15 protein-coding genes are annotated in these 16,527 nt (G+C 62.6%); 9 read left to right on the top strand and 6 right to left on the bottom strand.

Features of this window, described 5'->3' with window-relative positions; translation table 11 throughout:
* Positions 1–2 precede the first annotated feature (2 nt).
* Positions 3–503, top strand: a complete 501-nt coding sequence (gene secB / locus AC1DYW_RS00940; protein ID WP_095083878.1) for a protein-export chaperone SecB — start codon at positions 3–5, stop codon at positions 501–503.
* A gap of 87 nt (positions 504–590) precedes the next feature.
* Here secB and dnaQ read toward each other — a convergent pair whose 3' ends face one another.
* The 5 genes from dnaQ to AC1DYW_RS00915 form a co-directional block, all read right to left on the bottom strand.
* The gene (gene dnaQ, locus AC1DYW_RS00935) at positions 591–1,295 is read right to left on the bottom strand and encodes a DNA polymerase III subunit epsilon (protein WP_457152995.1); all 705 of its coding nucleotides are present in this window, start codon (positions 1,293–1,295) and stop codon (positions 591–593) included.
* Positions 1,296–1,370: 75 nt separating this feature from the next.
* Positions 1,371–1,976 carry a dephospho-CoA kinase gene (gene coaE, locus AC1DYW_RS00930; RefSeq protein ID WP_457152996.1) on the bottom strand — a complete coding sequence of 202 codons (606 nt, stop codon included), beginning with the start codon at positions 1,974–1,976 and terminating at the stop codon, positions 1,371–1,373.
* Entirely contained in the window at positions 1,973–2,815 is an 843-nt protein-coding gene (locus tag AC1DYW_RS00925; RefSeq protein ID WP_457152997.1) for a shikimate dehydrogenase, read from the bottom strand. Before AC1DYW_RS00925 ends, coaE begins: the two co-directional genes overlap by 4 nt.
* Positions 2,808–3,407, bottom strand: coding sequence for a Maf-like protein (locus AC1DYW_RS00920; RefSeq protein ID WP_457152998.1), 600 nt, complete (start codon positions 3,405–3,407; stop codon positions 2,808–2,810). Before AC1DYW_RS00920 ends, AC1DYW_RS00925 begins: the two co-directional genes overlap by 8 nt.
* A 299-nt stretch (positions 3,408–3,706) precedes the next feature.
* Positions 3,707–4,528 (bottom strand): pyruvate, water dikinase regulatory protein, encoded by an 822-nt coding sequence (locus AC1DYW_RS00915; RefSeq protein WP_095083883.1) that lies wholly within the window; start codon positions 4,526–4,528, stop codon positions 3,707–3,709.
* A 404-nt stretch (positions 4,529–4,932) separates the two neighbouring features.
* Between AC1DYW_RS00915 and hemE the strand changes: the two genes are divergently transcribed.
* From hemE to rho, 3 genes are all read left to right on the top strand, one after another.
* Positions 4,933–5,964 (top strand): uroporphyrinogen decarboxylase, encoded by a 1,032-nt coding sequence (gene hemE, locus AC1DYW_RS00910; protein WP_477224801.1) that lies wholly within the window; start codon positions 4,933–4,935, stop codon positions 5,962–5,964.
* A complete protein-coding gene (hemJ, locus tag AC1DYW_RS00905; RefSeq protein ID WP_477224800.1) occupies positions 5,964–6,509 on the top strand; it encodes a protoporphyrinogen oxidase HemJ in 546 nt (181 codons plus the stop codon). The genes hemE and hemJ overlap by 1 nt, the downstream gene beginning before the upstream one ends.
* Before the next feature lie 164 nt (positions 6,510–6,673).
* A complete protein-coding gene (rho, locus tag AC1DYW_RS00900) occupies positions 6,674–7,939 on the top strand; it encodes a transcription termination factor Rho (protein ID WP_095083886.1) in 1,266 nt (421 codons plus the stop codon).
* A 157-nt stretch (positions 7,940–8,096) separates the two neighbouring features.
* Here rho and AC1DYW_RS00895 read toward each other — a convergent pair whose 3' ends face one another.
* Positions 8,097–10,115: a thioredoxin domain-containing protein gene (locus AC1DYW_RS00895; protein ID WP_477224799.1), complete on the bottom strand. Its 2,019-nt coding sequence runs from the start codon at positions 10,113–10,115 to the stop codon at positions 8,097–8,099.
* 62 nt (positions 10,116–10,177) lie between these two features.
* Here AC1DYW_RS00895 and mnmE point away from each other — a divergent pair, with 62 nt between their 5' ends.
* From mnmE to AC1DYW_RS00870, 5 genes are all read left to right on the top strand, one after another.
* Positions 10,178–11,509 (top strand): tRNA uridine-5-carboxymethylaminomethyl(34) synthesis GTPase MnmE, encoded by a 1,332-nt coding sequence (gene mnmE / locus AC1DYW_RS00890; protein ID WP_477224798.1) that lies wholly within the window; start codon positions 10,178–10,180, stop codon positions 11,507–11,509.
* A 429-nt stretch (positions 11,510–11,938) separates the two neighbouring features.
* Positions 11,939–13,819: a tRNA uridine-5-carboxymethylaminomethyl(34) synthesis enzyme MnmG gene (mnmG, locus tag AC1DYW_RS00885; protein WP_477224797.1), complete on the top strand. Its 1,881-nt coding sequence runs from the start codon at positions 11,939–11,941 to the stop codon at positions 13,817–13,819.
* Positions 13,816–14,448 (top strand): 16S rRNA (guanine(527)-N(7))-methyltransferase RsmG, encoded by a 633-nt coding sequence (gene rsmG / locus AC1DYW_RS00880; protein WP_457152310.1) that lies wholly within the window; start codon positions 13,816–13,818, stop codon positions 14,446–14,448. Before mnmG ends, rsmG begins: the two co-directional genes overlap by 4 nt.
* A gap of 42 nt (positions 14,449–14,490) precedes the next feature.
* On the top strand, positions 14,491–15,291 hold the full coding sequence (locus AC1DYW_RS00875; RefSeq protein WP_095084379.1) for a ParA family protein: 801 nt from the start codon (positions 14,491–14,493) through the stop codon (positions 15,289–15,291).
* Positions 15,292–15,357: 66 nt separating this feature from the next.
* Entirely contained in the window at positions 15,358–16,245 is an 888-nt protein-coding gene (locus AC1DYW_RS00870; protein ID WP_477224796.1) for a ParB/RepB/Spo0J family partition protein, read from the top strand.
* Positions 16,246–16,527 lie beyond the last annotated feature (282 nt).

Below are 16,527 nucleotides of genomic sequence, written 5' to 3'. Positions count from 1 at the left end.
TTATGGCAAGCAAAGATGACGCGGCGCCCGGCGCAGCCAACGGAAACGGCAATGCGGCACAGCCGTCGCTCAACGTCCTGGCGCAGTATGTGAAGGATCTGTCGTTCGAAAGCCCCGGCGCGCCGAACTCGCTGCGCGGCCGCGACAAGGCGCCCGGCATCGCCATCAACGTCAACGTCAACGCCAACCCGCTCTCCGACAAGCAGTTCGACGTCAATTTGACGCTGAACGCCAAGGCCTCCTTCGACCAGGAAGTGCTGTTCAATGTCGAGCTGATCTATGGCGGTGTGTTCGCGATCAGCGGCTTCCCGCAGGAACACATGCTGCCGATCCTGTTCATCGAATGCCCGCGCCTGCTGTTCCCCTTCGCCCGGCAGATCATCGCCGAAGCGACGCGCAATGGCGGTTTCCCTCCGCTGATGCTCGACCCGATCGATTTCGCGCAGATGTTCCAGCAGAAACTGGCGGAAGACCAGGCCGCGTCCAACGTCAAGGTGAGCTGAGGCTTGCTGTTGCGGTAGCGTTTGAAAGCCCGGCCTTGCGCCGGGTTTTTTGTTTGGAGATGCCGGCGGATCGCTTACGGAACGACCTTAGTTCCCAAGAACCTTCAACCACAGCGCCTTTTCGCCGAGTGTGACGACCATGCCTGCGTGCGCGGCGCGCTCGGCTTCGGTCAGGCGCGGCGCCAAGGGGGCCGGGCGCTGGCTGATGGTGATTTCAATCTGGCGGACATTCTCGTTACCCCCAGCCGGCGCGGTGGCGCTGTCGAGGATGAGGGCAGCCTGCTTGCCGCCGATCAGCTCGATATAGACTTCGGCCAGCAGTTCGGAATCGAGCAAGGCGCCGTGCTTGGTGCGCCTTGTGTTGTCGATGCCGTAGCGCCGGCAGAGCGCGTCGAGCGAATTGGGGCCCATCGGGTGCTTGCGGCGCGCCAGCGCCAGCGTGTCGACGACACGGCCATTGTCGATGACCGGGTGGCCCAGCCGGCCGAATTCAACATTGAGGAAACCGACGTCGAACGTGGCGTTGTGGGCGACCAGCTTGGCGCCGTCGATGAAGGCCAGCCACTCCTCGGCAATCTCGGCAAAGGTCGGCTTGCCCGCGAGGTCCGCGGCGCTGATGCCGTGGACCGCCTGCGCTTCGGCGTGGATCGGCCGCCCTTGAGGGTTGATGTAGTGGTGGAAGGTCTTGCCGGTCGGGAAGCGGTTGACCAGCTCGATGCCGCCCAGCTCGATAACGCGGTCGTCACGCGAATCGAGGCCGGTGGTTTCCGTGTCGAAGATGATCTCACGCATCGAATCAGTCACTCCAGGCGAGCAGAATCATAAGACGGGAACAAAATGGCAATGGGCAATGCTGACGGCCTGGCGTCAGGAGATGGCATTCCTTGACTTATCCCCGGTCAGATCCGCAACGATGGCTTTGACCGCCGCGCGGGCGGCGTCCATCCCTTGTCCGGTGTCGATGATGAAATCGGCCTGACGACGCTTATCCGCATCCGGCACCTGCTTGGCCAGGATCGATGCCAGTTTTTCCTCGGTCATGCCCGGTCGCGCCAGCACGCGCTGGCGCTGCACTTCGGCCGCGGCGGTGACGACGACGACCTTGTCGACGCGGTTGCGGCCGCCGGTTTCGAACAGCAGCGGAATGTCGAGCACCGCAAGCGGCGCACCGTCGGCCCGGTTGCGCGCCAGGAAGGCATCGGCATCGGCGCGCACCAGCGGGTGGATGATGGACTCCAGCCGCCTCAGCGCGCTGGCGTCGCCAAGCACGCGTTCGCCCAGCTTTGTGCGATCGACCACGCCGGCGTCCGTCGTGCCGGGAAAGGCCGCTTCGACCAAGGGCGCGGCCTTGCCGGCATAGAGGCGATGCACCGCCTCGTCGGAATCATGAACCGGGACGCCGGCCTCGGCAAACATCCTGGCCGTTGTCGACTTGCCCATGCCGATCGAGCCGGTGAGACCGAGCACGATCATGGTTTCGGCACCAGGTCGGCGACGATGAGCGCGCGCAATTCGGCCGTAACCTGCGGCCTGACGCCGAACCAGCGCTCGAAGCCGGGCACGGCCTGGTTGAGCAGCATGCCGAGACCGTCGACGGCCTTCAGCCTCCTTGCGCGGGCCGCGGCAAGCAGCGGCGTCTCCAGCGGCACATAGACGATGTCGTTGACGATGGCGTGGCCCGGCAGCAAGGCGGGATCGGCGGCAAGGGTCTCATTGCCGTGCATGCCGAGCGCCGTGGTGTTGACCAGCAGACCGGCATCGGCAAGCAGTTCGCCGGTCGCCGCCATGCCGTGCGCGGTAACGCCGGCGCCGAAGCGATCGCGGAATTCCTGCGCCCGGGCCAGCGTGCGGTTGACGATGCGGATGTCGGCGACACCGCGTTGCTTCAGCGCATGGATGATGGCGCGCGACGCGCCGCCGGCGCCAAGCACGACAGCCGGGCCGTTGCTTGCCCAGCCCGGCGCATTATCGTCGAGATTGGCGGCAAAGCCGTGACCGTCGGTGTTGCCGCCCCACAGGATGCCGTCCTCGAACCACAGCGTGTTGACAGCGCCGATCTCTTCGGCCGCCTCGTCTCGCCGGTCGACCAGCGCGAAGGCCGCCTCCTTGTGCGGAATGGTGACATTGCCGCCGCGATAACCGTTCGCCTGCAGCGTCGCCAGGAATTGAGCAAAGTCCTCCGGCGCCACGTCGATGGCTTGGTAGCTGCCGACGATGCCATGTTGGGCGAGCCAGTGGCCGTGGATCTTCGGCGAGCGCGAGTGCTTGATCGGATGGCCGGTGACGAAAGCTTTTTTGGTCGCCTCAGCCATCGATCGCTCCAAGGGCACGAAGTTCGGCCAGCAACGGGAGCAGCGGCAGGCCGACAATGGTGAAATGGTCGCCCTCGATCTTCTCGAAGAGCTCGATGCCTTCGCCCTCGACCTGGTAGGCGCCGACGCTGGCCAGTGCCTTGGCGCCGACACGAGCCAGATGGCGGCCGATGAAGGCAGGGTCGAGCTTGCGCATGGTCATGCTGGCGATGCCGACATGCCGCCACAGCACCTGACCATCGCGGACCAGCACGGCGGCGCTGTTGAGCTGATGGGTCTTGCCCGACAGCGCCAGCAGGTGACGGCGCGCGCCCTCCATGTCGGCCGGCTTGTGGAACACGTCGTCGCCGAGCGACAGCGTCTGGTCGCAGCCGAGCACCAGTGCACCACGCCGGCGCCCGCTGACCTCGGTCGCCTTGGCCTCGGCCAGCACCAGGGCGACATCCTCGGGCGAGACACCGCTGTCCTGCAAGGGCGCCTCGAGCGCCCGCTCGTCGACATCGGCCGCAACCGCCTCGACATCGACGCCGGCATTGACGAGCATCGCCTTGCGGAACGGACTGCTAGAGGCGAGGATGATTTTTTCGGTCATTTTGCACTCGGGCGCAGGCACAGGCGCGGTTGGAGTATGAGCAGCTCTAGTCGGTAAAGTGGGCGCTGCCCCTCATTGTCCTGCCGGACATTTCTCCCCGTATAGTGACGGGGAGAAAGGGGCACCTTCAGCGCCGGCGCTGTTTCCAGCACCGCTGGCGATTGGCGAAATTATCGATGGCAGCGCCCCTCTCCTCGTCACTATACGGGGAGGGGATGCCGGCAGGCAGGTGAGGGGCAGCACCGACTTTCGGCTAGATTTCGCCTGGAGAAGACTCGGAAAACTCACTTTTCGCTCATTTATCTCGACTTGCCGCGCAGGGCAACGATCGCCGCTGCCGTTTCTTCGATCGAGCGACGGCTGACATCGATCATCGGCCAGCCATGGCGCGTGCAGATCTGGCGGGCGTAGGCGAGCTCCTCGGTGATGGCGGCGCGGTCGACATAGTCGCTCGCTTCGTAAGTGCTGCTGTTGCCGAGGATGCGGTTTTGCCGGACATGCGAGATGCGCTCGGCGGTGGCGATCAGCCCGACGATCAGCGGGGTCTTGGCGTTGACCAGGCTCTCCGGCACCGGCACGCCGAGCACGATCGGGATATTGGCGGTCTTGATGCCGCGGTTGGCGAGATAGATGCTCGTCGGCGTCTTCGACGTGCGCGAGATGCCGATCAGCACGATGTCGGCATCGTCCATATTGGCCGGCAGCTGGCCGTCATCATGCTCCATGGTGAAATTGAGCGCGTCGATGCGGCGGAAATATTCAGCGTCGAGAACATGCTGGGCGCCGACGCGGCGGCCGGCCGGCGTGCCGAGATAGGACTGGAACACGGTCAGCACCGGCTCCAGCACCGACACGCAGGGCAGCCCCATGGTCGCGCAGCGCTCGTCAATGCCGCGCGCCAGCTTCTGGTCGACGACCGTATAGAGGATGATGCCCGGTTCCTCCTCGATGTCCTCGAACACTTTGGCCACCTGCTTTTCGGTGCGGATGAGCGGGTAGATATGCTCGATGGCCCGCGCGTCCTTGTATTGCGCCGAAGCCGCCCGACCGGCGGCGAGCAGCGTTTCGCCGGTCGCGTCGGAAATTAGATGCAGGTGGAAGAAGCTCTGGGGTTTGTTCACAAGGGGTCACTCCAGGCTGTGGGCGGCTGTGGATAAAGCGGGATGGAAAGACGGGCCGGTCACGGGTGACTGTATCAGATGGCAGTTTGTCCACAATTCGTCGCACTGTCAGCTTCGCCGGACGGCTGGGGACAAGTTTGGGGACGGCGTCTTTTGTCTCTCGCCTGTCCACAGGGACGGCTTTTCCCTGCGGTTCCTAACGCCTTGACTCCAGTCATGGATTCCGGACTTTCCCCAGAACCCTACAGTCTGGAGAGGCGAGCGCGCGACAATATGCTAGCTGGTGTTTTTGCGGGCAAAGCGGGACAGGTGACAACCACCACAACCAACAGACTCTTAGAATCAGAAGAATCTTAGATATAAGAATCTTTGATTATAGAGAGGCTTGGAGAAGCGAGCGCTCGATGCCCCAGAACCGGATCATGCTGGACGTCCTGAAGGGCAAGACGGTGTTTCCGCCTCCCCTCTGGATGATGCGTCAGGCCGGGCGTTATCTGCCGGAATATCGCGAGACACGCCGGCGGGCCGGTTCGTTCCTCGACCTTTGCTACGATCCCGACCTTGCCGTCGAAGTGACCTTGCAGCCGATCGAGCGCTTCGGCTTCGATGCCTCGATCCTGTTCTCGGATATCCTCGTCGTTCCGCACGCGCTTGGCCGGGACGTACGCTTCGAAGAGGGGCGCGGCCCGCTGCTGACGCCGATCACGGCGCCAGAGATTGCGGCTCTGGAAAGCAAAACGTTTCACGTGAATCTCGAACCGGTCTACGAGACGGTCCGCCGGCTGCGGGCAAAACTGCCCGATGAGACAACGCTGATCGGCTTCTGCGGCGCGCCTTGGACGGTGGCAACCTATATGATTGCCGGCCATGGCACGCCCGACCAGGGGCCGGCGCGGCTGTTTGCCTATCGCGAGCCGGAAGCCTTTCAACATTTGCTGAAAGTGCTTGCCGATCATTCGGCCGCCTATCTTATCCGCCAGATCGAGGCCGGTGCGGATGTGGTGCAGATCTTCGATTCCTGGTCGGGCGTTCTCGATGATGCATCGTTCGACCTGTTCTGCGTTCAGCCGGTGACCGAGATCGTTGGCCGGGTCCGGGCGGTTCATCCCGATGTTCCAATCATTGGTTTTCCCAAGGGGGCTGGTGCGCGGTACCGGACCTATCGTCAGAAGACCGGAGTAACAGCCCTGGGGATCGATTGGACGGTGCCCCTGGTGGCGGCGAAGGATTTGCAGCGCTTGGGTGCGGTCCAAGGCAATCTCGATCCCTTGCGGCTCGTTGCTGGCGGCAAAGCCCTATCCGATGGTGTCGAGGCCATCCTTAAAACGCTGGGAGACGGGCCGCTGATTTTCAATCTCGGTCACGGTATCACGCCGGAGACGCCGATAGCGCATGTCGAGACAATGGTGAAACTGGTGAGGAGCGCGACCCGCTGATGACACAATCAAACAGCACTGGCAGCACCAACAGCACTGGCCAGGCAATGATGCGGATGGTGATCGGCATTGCGGTGCTGGTCGTTCTCACGGCAGTTTTGTTTTTCGTCGCGCCCGACAGCTTCTATCCCTGGGCGAAAGCGATCCACATCCTTGCCGTCATTTCTTGGATGGCGGGCATGCTCTATCTGCCGCGGCTGCTGGTCTATCACGTGGATGCCGAGAAGGGCTCGGTGCAGTCGGAGACCTTCAAAGTGATGGAGCGCCGCCTGCTGCGCGGCATCATCAATCCGGCAATGATCGTCACCTGGGTTTTTGGTCTGTGGCTCGCGTGGAAAGTCTTTGGTTTCCACGGTGGCTGGCTGCACGCCAAGATCGGTGCGGTGCTTCTGCTGTCCGCCGTTCATGGCTATCTGGCGGGCGCGGTGCGCAAATTTGCCGAGGATCGCAACGAAAAGCCGGCCCGGCACTGGCGGATGATCAACGAGATCCCCACATTACTGATGATCGCAATCGTGATCCTGGTTGTAGTCAAGCCGTTTTAGCTCTTACCAGGGCCCATAAAACGCAGCTTGCTCTTTCACCCAAGCGACGATAAAAGACGGGTCTTCCTTCCCGTCATGCGCCGCCCTTTATTGCTTTCGGCCGCGCCCGGCATTTGTCGCATCCCGCCGATATATTTTCCCCAAAGCAGATTCAGAGTCCGTCTATGCAAGAAATGAAACTCGCAGAGTTCAAGAACAAGAAGCCACCAGAGCTGATCGCTTATGCCGAATCGCTCGAGGTCGAGAACGCCAGCGTCATGCGCAAGCAGGAGCTGATGTTCGCTATCCTGAAGAAACTGGCCGCCCAGGAGATCGAGATCATCGGTGACGGTGTTGTCGAGGTGCTGCAGGACGGTTTCGGTTTCCTGCGCTCCGCCAATGCCAATTATCTGCCCGGTCCCGACGACATCTACATCTCGCCCTCGCAGATCCGCCGCTTTTCGCTGAAGACTGGCGATACGGTCGAAGGGCCGATCCGCAGCCCGAAAGAGGGCGAACGCTATTTCGCCCTGCTCAAGGTCAACACCATCAATTTCGACGATCCCGAAAAGATCCGTCACAAGATCCACTTCGACAATCTGACGCCGCTCTATCCGACCAAGCGGCTGAAGATGGAGATCGACAATTCGACCAGCAAGGACATCTCGCCGCGCGTGATCGACCTGGTGGCGCCCATCGGCAAGGGACAGCGCGCGTTGATCAACGCGCAGCCGCGTACCGGCAAGACGGTTCTGATGCAGAATATCGCCCACTCGATTACTGCCAACCATCCGGAATGCTATCTGATCGTCCTGCTGATCGACGAGCGGCCGGAGGAAGTCACCGACATGCAGCGCTCGGTGAAGGGCGAGGTTATCTCCTCGACCTTCGACGAGCCGGCGGTGCGTCACGTCCAGGTCGCCGAAATGGTAATCGAGAAAGCCAAGCGCCTGGTCGAGCATGGCCGCGACGTCGTCATCCTGCTCGATTCGATTACCCGCCTCGGCCGCGCCTACAACACGGTTGTGCCGTCATCCGGCAAGGTGCTGACCGGCGGTGTCGACGCCAATGCCTTGCAGCGGCCGAAGCGCTTCTTCGGTGCCGCCCGCAACATCGAGGAAGGCGGCTCGCTGACCATCATCGCGACTGCGCTCATCGACACCGGCAGCCGCATGGACGAAGTCATCTTCGAAGAGTTCAAGGGCACCGGCAACTGCGAAATCCAGCTCGACCGCAAGGTTGCCGACAAGCGCATCTATCCGGCCATGGACATCTTGAAGTCCGGTACCCGCAAGGAGGACCTTCTGGTCTCCAAGCAGGACCTGCAGAAGATCTTCGTGCTGCGCCGCATCCTGGCGCCGATGGGCACCACGGACGCGATTGAGTTCCTGATCGACAAGCTCAAGCAGACCAAGACCAACGCGGATTTCTTCGATTCGATGAACACGTAACGGGTTTGGCCGAAACATCCGGCCTATTTATCAAACCCCATTCCGGCAAAACCGGGATGGGGTTTTTCATTGTCCGAGATCAGGTCGCATTCCCGATACGGCGCGGCCGCATGTGGTAGCGGACTCCCCCGTCGGTGGAAGGCGAGGTTTCCTGATCCTATTGGCGTCGCAAGAGGTGTTCGAGCTCTTTGGGATTCGTCACAACGGGAAGGCAGACTTGACCGGTGCAGAGCCAGGCACCCGGCCTGTCGGTCGGCGGCAGGAATCCACCGGGCAGCGCGGGTCGATTCGCTTCCGAACCGATAAAAATGATAACGTCGACCCGACGCGGATCGGGGTTTCGATTCGCAACCGGAACAAGTTTGGGATTGGACGGATCATCAATTAGCACCAGCTTAAGCGGCTCGATCGCCAGCGCACAGGCGTTGACGACGCCTGCCTGGCCATAGGCCTGCTGCGCAGCGCGGCCGGCGGCATGCTCGGCGACCTTCCAGGCTTTTTCCTGCAGGTCGAGATCGCCGGTGACGGAGGCGAGCCGAACCAGCGCTTCGATGATCTGTCCGGTCGCGGAAGGAATGGCCTCGTCGACGTCGCCCCGGATGCGGATCGGCACGTCGGTGCTGTCGGAAGCGGTGAGATAGTAGCCGGTGCTGTCGGCATCGGCGTGCCAGAGATCCAGCTGCTCGATGAACCGGCTGGCCTGCTCGACATAACTCCAGTCGCCGGTGGCTTCGAACAGCGCGATCGCCGCATTGGCCATGGCGGCATAGTCGCTGGACAGCGCGGGAAACAATTTCCTCGCGCCCAGCATCGAGTGCGGCAAGCGGTTGTCGCGGCTGGCGGTGTTGATATGGGCAAAGGCCTTTGCCGCCGCGTCGATCCAGTCGCGCCGCGCCAGCGACCGGCCAGCCTCGGCCAGGGCTGCAATCATCAGGCCGTTCCAGTCGGTGAGGGTCTTTGCGTCGAGGCCCGGCCGGACCCGCCCTTCCCTTGTGGCGAGAAGTTTCGCCTTGAGCGGCACGAGTTGATCGCGATCGACCACACTTTGGGCTTGCTGGGAGCTGGTTTGATGGACGACCGGCTTGCCTTCCCAGCCATGCGGGCTGGAGAGCGTGAAGTATTTGAAAAACAAAGTGGAATCGTCGCCAAGTGCAGCTTCGATCTCTACCTTGCTCCAGGTGTAGAACAGTCCCTCCTCGCCATCGCTGTCGGCGTCGAGGCTGGCTGCGAAGGCGCCGCCGGCGACGCGCATTTCACGCAACAGCCACCCGACCGTGTCTTCGATTCGTATCCGGAACAAATCATTGCCGCTTGCCGCATAGGCCCAGTTGCAGAAGTGGACGAGCTGGGCATTGTCGTAGAGCATCTTTTCGAAATGCGGCACAAGCCATTCGGCATCGGTCGAATAGCGGCTCAGCCCGCCGCCGACATGGTCGTAGATGCCGCCGCTCAGCATCCGGTCGAGGCTGAGCAGGACATCATCACGATGCGTGGAATTGCCATCGCGCAGCCAGGACAGCCAAAGCGTGAGCATGAATGGCGCATTGGGGAATTTCGGCGCGCCGCGCAAGCCGCCGAGATCGCGGTCGATCATGCCGTCGATGCCCCTGGCGAGGCCTTCGAGCGTGTCGCGATCAAGCACTGTTTTGGCATGCGAACCGGCGAGCCGGGCCTCGACATGCATCGTCAGGCCGTCGGCGCTCTGGTTCAGACTCGCCCTTTTCTCCCGCCAGGCCTTGTCCACCGATTGCATCACCTGGATGAAGCCCGGGCGGCCGTAACGCGGCTCGCGCGGAAAATAGGTACCGCCCCAGAACGGCTTGCCGTCCGGCGTCAGGAACATGGTCAGAGGCCAGCCGCCCTGTTCGCCCATTGAGGACAGGGCGGCCATGTAGATCTGGTCGATGTCCGGCCGTTCCTCACGGTCGACCTTGATATTGACGAACAGACGGTTCATGACGGCGGCGACGTCGTCATTCTCGAAGCTTTCATGCGCCATGACGTGGCACCAGTGGCATGCGGCATAGCCGACCGAGAGCAGGATCGGCCTGTCCAGCGCCCTCGCCTCTTCAAGCGAAGCCGGCGACCAGGCCCGCCAATGGACGGGGTTGCCGCTGTGCTGCTGCAGATAGGGGCTGGCTTCTTCGGCAAGCAGGTTTTGAGGGGGCAATGTCACGATGAGGCACTCGGCGATGCGATTGAACGGGCAAAGCTAGGGCAGTGCGGTAGAGCGGGCAAATGATTTCAAGGGATTCGATTGTCGCGCTGTCGAGCGGCCGGCTTCCTGCCGGCGTCGCCGTCATCCGCATTTCCGGCCCGCAGACTCGATTCGTAGTCGAAACGATCGCGGGCAGCATAGCTAAGGACCGGGCGGCGGTTTTGCGCAAGTTCCGAGCGCCTGATGGTGCCGTGCTCGACAGCGGCCTGATTGTCTTTTTTCCCGGCCCGGCAAGCTTTACAGGCGAGGATGTGGCGGAGTTCCACGTTCATGGTGGGCGCGCGGTGGTGGCCAGGATGCTGGAGACGATCACCGGCTTCGACGGTGTCAGGCATGCTGATCCCGGCGAATTCACCCGTCGCGCCTTCCTCAATGGCAAGGTCGACCTAGTCAAAACCGAGGCGCTGGCCGATCTCGTCAACGCCGAGACCGAGGCGCAGCGACGGTTTGCGGTCAAGAACGCGGAGGGCGCGCAAAGCGAGCTCTATTTGAATTGGCGCCGCCGGCTGATCCACGCCCGCGCCATGATCGAGGCCGAGATCGACTTTGCCGAAGAGGATGATGTGCCTGGTTCCGTTTCGGATACGGTCTGGTCCGATGTCCGGGGGATGGTCGACGAGATCGACCGGCACGTTGCGGGATTTCGCGCCGCCGAAATCATCCGCGATGGGTTCGAGGTCGTGATTCTCGGTGCGCCCAATGCCGGCAAGTCGAGTCTGTTCAACGCCTTGGCGCGGCGCGATGCAGCTATTGTAACGGATGAGCCTGGCACGACCCGCGACCTGCTTGAGGTGGTGCTAGATCTGGAGGGGCTGCGCGTCAGGTTGACCGACACCGCCGGGCTGCGCGAGGCGGCAGGAAAGGTCGAGGCGATCGGCATCGAGAAGGCAAGGGCCAAGGCCGATCGAGCCGATCTGTTGCTTCTGTTGCAGGACGTTGCGGAGCCGCAGGCGGTGGCTTCGATCCCGTCGGCGGTTCCGGCCTTGCAGGTCGGCACCAAGCGAGACCTTTTGGATAGCAAAGCGGCTGCCAGTGCGGACAGGCACTACGATTTCGTGATCTCGGTCGTCGATGGGGCCGGCGTTGACGCGTTGTTGGCGGAAATCGGTCGGCGCGCAGCGCGTGCTGCTGGCAGCGCCGGCGATATTCTGCCGTCGCGCTTGCGGCATGTCGATTTGCTGGGCGAAGCAAACCGCCACCTACACCGGGCAGTTGACGGCCGGGTCATCGGGCAGGAGTTGAGGGCCGAGGAGTTGCGGCTCGCCGCGGATCGGCTCGGCCGAATCGTCGGCGCCATCGACGTTGAGGACATGCTGGACGTGATTTTCGCGCAGTTCTGCATTGGGAAATGACTCACGTGAAACATTGGCAGCGCATCGCTGTGGCGACCTCCTTGATTCACGTGAAACACAGGTGCGGACGCTAGCCCTGCCCCTCATTGCCCTACGGGGCGCTCGTTGTTCGAAAAGCCAAGCAGTTGGCTTTTCGTCCGCTACGCGGACAACTCCTCAACTCCCGTATAGTGACGGGGAGAAAGAGGCTGGCCGCTGATGACAGCGCCCTCTCCCCGTCATTATAAGGGGAGAGGACGCCGGCAGGCAGGTGAGGGGCAGAGCCAAGCTGTGATTGCCCCTTCTGATCGGAGCGCGGATTCACGTGAAACATGGCGAAGACTCGCCACAGGGTTGTTTCACGTGAAACGAGCCGCGGAGTTTCCTTGACAGCATCGCCTTGCGGGGACATGTGTCGCTCAATCTTTTTCTATTCTAGGACGTTTGGAAATGACCGATCACTATGATGTGGTTGTGGTGGGCGGCGGCCATGCGGGTTGCGAGGCGGCGAGCGCAGCGGCGCGCGCCGGCGCCAGCACCGCGCTGGTGACACTGCGCTTCGACACGATCGGCGTGATGTCGTGCAACCCAGCCATCGGTGGGCTTGGCAAGGGCCATCTGGTTCGCGAGATCGATGCCATGGACGGGTTGATGGGTCGGGTGGCTGATGCCGCCGGCATTCAGTTCCGTCTGCTCAACCGTCGCAAGGGGCCAGCGGTGCGCGGGCCACGCACTCAAGCGGATCGCAAACTCTATCGCCTTGCCATGCAAGAAGCGATTCGGCTCCAGAACGATCTCGACGTGATCGAGGGTGAGGTTCTCGACTTCGAGATCGTCGATGGGCGGATTGCGGCTGTTCTGCTGGCCAACGGCCTGCGGCTCGCCTGTGGCGCCGTCGTTTTGACGACCGGGACCTTCCTGCGTGGCCTCATCCACATCGGCGACAAGAAGATCGTCGCCGGCCGCATGAACGAGCAGGCGAGCATCGGCCTGTCGGCGACCATGAGCCGCGTCGGCTTCCAGCTCGGCCGGCTGAAGACCGGCACGCCTCCACGGCTGAACGGGAAGACCATCGATTGGGCGTCGCTGGATCGCCAGGCGGCGGATGAGGATCCGGTGCCGTTCTCGCTGATGACCGATCGCATCGAAACACCGCAGATCGAGTGCGGCATCACCCGCACGACTGCGGCGACGCATGATTTGATCCGCGCCAATCTTGGCCGCTCGGCAATGTATTCCGGGTCGATCGAAGGTGTCGGGCCGCGCTACTGCCCGTCGATCGAGGACAAGATCGTCAAGTTCGGCGACCGGGACGGGCACCAGATTTTTCTCGAGCCGGAAGGGCTCGACGACGACACTGTCTATCCCAATGGTATCTCGACGTCGTTGCCGCAGGATGTGCAACTGGACATCCTGAAAACCATCCCAGGGCTGGAGCGAGCCGTCATGCTGCAGCCTGGCTATGCCATCGAGTATGATCATGTCGATCCGCGCGAGCTGACTACGGGCCTAGAGGCCAGGCGCGTCAGTGGTCTCTTTCTCGCCGGGCAGATCAACGGCACCACCGGATATGAGGAAGCAGCGGGGCAAGGCCTGCTCGCCGGCCTCAATGCGGCGCGTTGTGCTGCCGGCAGCGAGCAGATCGTGCTCAGCCGGACCGAGGCCTATATCGGCGTGATGGTCGACGATCTGACCAGCCGCGGCATCAGCGAGCCGTACCGGATGTTCACCTCGCGGGCCGAGTTCCGGCTGTCGCTGCGCGCCGACAATGCCGATGAGCGGCTGACGCCCCTCGCTGCGAAGCTGGGGATCGCCTCGGCGCAGCGGATGCAGCGCTACGGCGATATGATGCAGCAGCTCGACGAAGCGCGTCAGCTGGCGTTGTCGCTGACCATGACCCCGAACGAGGCGGCGCGGCATGGGCTCGAGATCAACCGGGATGGCGTGCGCCGCTCCGGCTATGAACTGCTTGCCTATCCCGGTGTCGACATCGGTTGGCTGGCCGGCGTCGAGCCGAAGTTCGCGACGGTTGATGCCAAAACGGCCGAGCGCCTCGAAACGGAAGCGAAATATTCGGTCTATCTGGACCGGCAGAAGACGGATGTGGCGCAGATCAGGCATGAAGAGAGCCGGCTGATCCCGGAGACGGTCGATTTCGCCGGAGTGCCCGGGCTGTCCAACGAGCTGACGCAGAAGATGCAGGCGCGGCGGCCGCGCTCCATCGCCGATGCCCAGCGCATGGAAGGCATGACGCCGGCCGCGCTGGCGATCATCGTCGCGCATGTGCGCCATGAGGAGAATGCGCAGAGGCCTGAGAGGGACGTTGCGTGAACTCTTTCTCCTGGAAGAGCCTGCAGGACGCGGCCGGTCCGGTTTCACGTGAAACATTCGACCGCCTGGTGACGTTCGAACAGATGTTTCAGAAATGGAACCGCAGCATCAACCTGGTTGCGCAGTCGACGACAGGCGATGTCTGGCAGCGTCACATCCTGGACAGCGCGCAGCTCAGGCGTATCGAGCCGACCGCGAATCGCTGGGTCGATATTGGTTCGGGTGGCGGATTCCCGGGTCTTGTCATGGCCTTCCTGCTTGCCGAGCGCGATGGGGCGAGCATCGATCTGGTTGAAAGCAATCGCAAAAAGGCGTCGTTCCTGCAGACAGTCATCGGCCAGTTCGGTCTGCCGGCGCGGGTGGTGGCGCGCCGCATTGAAGACAGTCATGCGCTGGTCCCGGCGCCGCAGATCGTCACGGCGCGTGCCTTGGCCTCACTTTCCACCTTGCTGGACCTGTCGGCGCCTTGGCTGACCTCAGGCGCGCGTGGCCTGTTCCACAAAGGCCGGGATTACCGCGCCGAAGTGCAAGAAAGCGTTCACCGATGGGCCTTCGATCTGGTAGAACATCCAAGCGTTACCGACCCACATGGCGTCATCCTCGAACTGTCGAATCTTCGACCTGTCTGATTTGCTCCAGGCGACCCAAAAATGAATTTCTGGCATAGATCCATGATGAAGAATGGCCCCCGAATCATCACCGTAGCCAACCAGAAGGGCGGCGTCGGCAAGACGACCACCGCCATTAATCTGGCTACTGCGCTCGCGGCGATCGGTGAAAAGGTGCTGATCGTCGACCTCGATCCGCAAGGCAATGCCAGCACCGGCCTCGGCATCGACCGCAAGGATCGGACGGTCTCGTCCTATGACGTGCTGACAGGCGAACTGGATCTGGAAGCCGCGGCGATCCCGACGGCGGTGCCCGGCCTGTCGATCGTGCCGTCGACCCTCGACCTGCTCGGCATCGAGATGGAAATCGCCTCGGCGCCAGACCGGGTGCTACGGCTGCGCAACGCCTTGCGTGCCTCGGCCGACCGTTCGGCCGGTTTCGGCTATGTGCTGATCGACTGCCCGCCTTCGCTCAATCTTTTGACGCTGAACTCGATGGCCGCGGCCGATTCTGTGCTGGTGCCGCTGCAGTGCGAATTCTTCGCGCTCGAAGGCTTGAGCCAGTTGCTGGAAACCGTCGAGCAGGTGCGTCGTTCGATCAATCCGGATCTCACCATCCAGGGCATTGTGCTGACCATGTACGATGGCCGCAACAATCTCGCCAACCAGGTGGTGCAGGATGTGCGGGCGCATATGGGCGACAAGGTCTACGAGACCATCATTCCGCGCAATGTGCGGGTGTCCGAGGCGCCGTCCTACGGCAAGCCGGCGATCCTGTACGATCTGAAATGCTCAGGCAGCCAGGCCTATCTGCAGCTTGCGTCGGAAGTGATCCGCCGTGAGCGCAAATTGCGCGCCGCTTGATTAGCCAAATGCTTAATTAAGAGCCGATTCGATACCGAAACGATCTGGAATGTAACTGGAAGTGTTATGAGCGAAGACCTTTCGAGAAAAAGACTGGGGCGGGGACTGGCAGCGTTGATCGGCGAGATCGATCGTCCTGCGGCACCCGAAAAGCCTGGGATGAGCGCCGACGGCAAGGTGCCGATCGAGTTCCTGACCCCAAATCCGAAGAATCCGCGACGGCATTTCGGCGAGGCCGAACTCACCGACCTCGCCCACTCGATCCGCGAGCATGGCGTCGTACAGCCGGTGGTGGCGCGGCCGTCGCCGACACAGGCCGGCCGCTACGAGATTATTGCCGGCGAGCGGCGCTGGCGTGCGGCGCAACGCGCCGGGCTGAACGAGATCCCGGTCATCATCCGCGAGGTCAACGACCGCACCGCGCTGGAACTGGCGATCATCGAGAACGTCCAGCGCACCGACCTCAACGCGGTCGAGGAAGCGCTTGGGTACCAGCAGCTGATCGACGATCATGGCTACACCCAGGCCGATCTCGGCCAGGTGATCGGCAAGAGCCGCAGCCATGTCGCCAACACGCTCAGGCTCTTGAAACTGCCGGATGTGATCCGCGACATGCTGGTCGACGGCGCGCTGTCGGCGGGCCACGCCCGCACGCTGGTGACGGCGGAGGATCCGGCCGGGCTTGCCAAGCGCATCGTCGAAGAAGGGCTTTCGGTGCGCCAGGCCGAGGCGCTGGCGCAGATGCCGGCCGGCAGCAAGGCAAAGGAAGCCAAGCCGGCGGCAAGTCCTGAACAGAAGGACGCCGACACGCTGGCGCTGGAAAAGCTGTTGACCGATACGACCGGGATGATTGTGTCGATCGACCACAAGAGCAAAGGCGGCACGCTTCGTGTCGCGTATCGGTCGCTGGAGCAGCTCGACGAGCTGTGCCGCAGGCTGAAGCAGGAGCGGTAGTTAGCCGGCGAATATCCTGGTGGCGGCTGATTCCCGAGAGCCTACTTAACTCGAATCCGCTTGTCATTCCAAGTGCTTGGCACGCCAGCACCGCCCCTCACCTGCCTGCCGGCATCCTCTCCCCGTAAACGGGGGGAGGGACGCTGTCATCAGCGGTTTCGACAATCGCCAACGTCGCAGGAAAGCGCCAGCGTTGCAGCCAGCCCCTTTCTCCCCGTTCTACGAGAAAAAATGCCCGGCAGGGCAATGAGGGGTGGCGCTGACCTCGACGGCTGAGCCGTC

The organism is Mesorhizobium sp. P2_D5, assembly GCF_056404355.1.
This window is presented reverse-complemented; position numbering and strand designations above follow the sequence as displayed.

Excerpts from the sequence above, each read along its gene's own strand:
- secB (WP_095083878.1), top strand. The coding sequence starts at position 3 with ATGGCAAGCAAAGATGACGCGGCGCCCGGCGCAGCCAACGGAAACGGC.
- dnaQ (WP_457152995.1), bottom strand. The coding sequence starts at position 1,295 with ATGCGTGAGATCATCTTCGACACGGAAACCACCGGCCTCGATTCGCGT.
- coaE (WP_457152996.1), bottom strand. The coding sequence starts at position 1,976 with ATGATCGTGCTCGGTCTCACCGGCTCGATCGGCATGGGCAAGTCGACA.
- AC1DYW_RS00925 (WP_457152997.1), bottom strand. The coding sequence starts at position 2,815 with ATGGCTGAGGCGACCAAAAAAGCTTTCGTCACCGGCCATCCGATCAAG.
- AC1DYW_RS00920 (WP_457152998.1), bottom strand. The coding sequence starts at position 3,407 with ATGACCGAAAAAATCATCCTCGCCTCTAGCAGTCCGTTCCGCAAGGCG.
- hemE (WP_477224801.1), top strand. The coding sequence starts at position 4,933 with ATGCCCCAGAACCGGATCATGCTGGACGTCCTGAAGGGCAAGACGGTG.
- hemJ (WP_477224800.1), top strand. The coding sequence starts at position 5,964 with ATGACACAATCAAACAGCACTGGCAGCACCAACAGCACTGGCCAGGCA.
- rho (WP_095083886.1), top strand. The coding sequence starts at position 6,674 with ATGCAAGAAATGAAACTCGCAGAGTTCAAGAACAAGAAGCCACCAGAG.
- mnmE (WP_477224798.1), top strand. The coding sequence starts at position 10,178 with ATGATTTCAAGGGATTCGATTGTCGCGCTGTCGAGCGGCCGGCTTCCT.
- mnmG (WP_477224797.1), top strand. The coding sequence starts at position 11,939 with ATGACCGATCACTATGATGTGGTTGTGGTGGGCGGCGGCCATGCGGGT.
- AC1DYW_RS00875 (WP_095084379.1), top strand. The coding sequence starts at position 14,491 with ATGATGAAGAATGGCCCCCGAATCATCACCGTAGCCAACCAGAAGGGC.
- AC1DYW_RS00870 (WP_477224796.1), top strand. The coding sequence starts at position 15,358 with ATGAGCGAAGACCTTTCGAGAAAAAGACTGGGGCGGGGACTGGCAGCG.